This is a genomic window from Serinicoccus shuyuelongi (assembly GCF_045032955.1).
Classification (GTDB): domain Bacteria; phylum Actinomycetota; class Actinomycetes; order Actinomycetales; family Dermatophilaceae; genus Ornithinicoccus.
Genome location: NZ_JBJFZU010000023.1, coordinates 1 through 1,440, shown reverse-complemented (window position 1 = coordinate 1,440; position 1,440 = coordinate 1). Strand labels below are relative to the sequence as shown.

General features: G+C 69.9%; 1 protein-coding gene. It reads right to left on the bottom strand.

Features of this window, described 5'->3' with window-relative positions:
- Positions 1–303: 303 nt before the first annotated feature.
- Positions 304–1,308 (bottom strand): DUF932 domain-containing protein, encoded by a 1,005-nt coding sequence (locus tag ACI3EY_RS17210; RefSeq protein WP_405041276.1) that lies wholly within the window; start codon positions 1,306–1,308, stop codon positions 304–306.
- Between the last annotated feature and the right edge of the window lie 132 nt (positions 1,309–1,440).

Below are 1,440 nucleotides of genomic sequence, written 5' to 3'. Positions count from 1 at the left end.
GGGAGGCCGGCGACGTAGGAGCCGGCTTGTGCGCCGGGTGCGAGCCCGCACGATGGAATGCCCCGGAGGAGGAGGGAAGAAGAAACCTCTGCCGCCGCGCAGCGGCGACCGCCGGTGCCCGCCAGGGCACCACCAGAGAGTGCGCGTCGCCGCGCGACGCGCCCCGCTAGGGCGCCAGCCCGAGGTGCGAGCTCCGTCGAGCACACCCCCAAGGGGGTGGTGACGATACTGGGATCGAACTAGTGACCTGACCTGGGCGGCTGCAGCCGGGCCCGGCCCCGTGGGGGCCGGGCCGCGATCCGCTTAGGCGGGGGAGAACTCCCGCCACGCTGCGGCCTTGATCCTGTTGGGTCCATCCGTGGTCAGCAGCCGCTCGGCGCGGGCCTTGCTGCGATTTCCCTTGGTCTTGACTGGCGCGAAGTGGTCGAGGTACTCGACGACGCTCTGCACACCGGCCCATCCGGTGCCGCGGATGGCGGCCTGGGTGTCGGCGTCCGCCCACAGGGACAGCAGTGCGTTCTCCCGCTCTCGCTGGGTGCGCCGCTGCCGGGTGGTCGGGTCTTCCTGCCAGCCGAACAGCTCGCGGGTGATCTTGACGAACTGCGCATCGGTCACGCTCTGGTTGAGCATGGCCTCGGCCTCGGCCTGGAACTCCTCCGCGTAGGCGAAAGTCAGCCCGAGGGCGTCGCGGGCGGCGGCGATCTTGCCTCGCGCGCTGGCGGTGTGCCGGATAGCGATGCTGGCCCGGTTGTGGTTCAGGGCGGCGTGCTGGGTGTTGGCGCACACGACACGGACCGGTGTCACCAGCAGGCGGAATGCCTGGGAGCCGTCGTGGCTGTTCAGGGCGGCGATGTTGAGGCCGACCTCATCGGTGCCAGCGACCTTCATGGTCTGCGGCATCCGCATGGTCACGAACACCTGACGTCCACCCCGCAGGCTGCCGGCGGTGTCGAAGATCGCCCCGGACTCGTCCACGAGGCGGTTCAGGACCTCGGCGTGCTCCTCGTTCTGGATGGGCTGGTATCGGTTGCCGACTACTCCCAACGGCTCGGGCTGGCCGGTCCACGGGCTGGTGCGGACGGTGGCGAAACTGTCGGGCACCTCGATGATGTGCGCGCCGTCCTCGGTGACCTCGGACGCGGTCAGGGGCAGGGCCCGCACGTCCCAGCCGCCCAGGTGTCCCAGGCGCATCGCCTCCTCAGCGGTAAAGGCGTCTCCGGCGACGGTGGTGCCCAGCTGGTGCCAGGCATCCTGACGGGCGAAGATCGCTGCGGCCTGGCCGTTGTGGGTTTCGATCTGGTGCGACATGGTGCGCTCCTTGCTTGGTTTGCCAGCATTGCTTGGGTTAGTGGCCGGTCGACCATTTCCCGCCCCCTCCGGGGCAATGGAAGAAGCTGCGGGCGCTAGAGCGCCCGGTGCAGCCACCCGTAGGGCGTACCG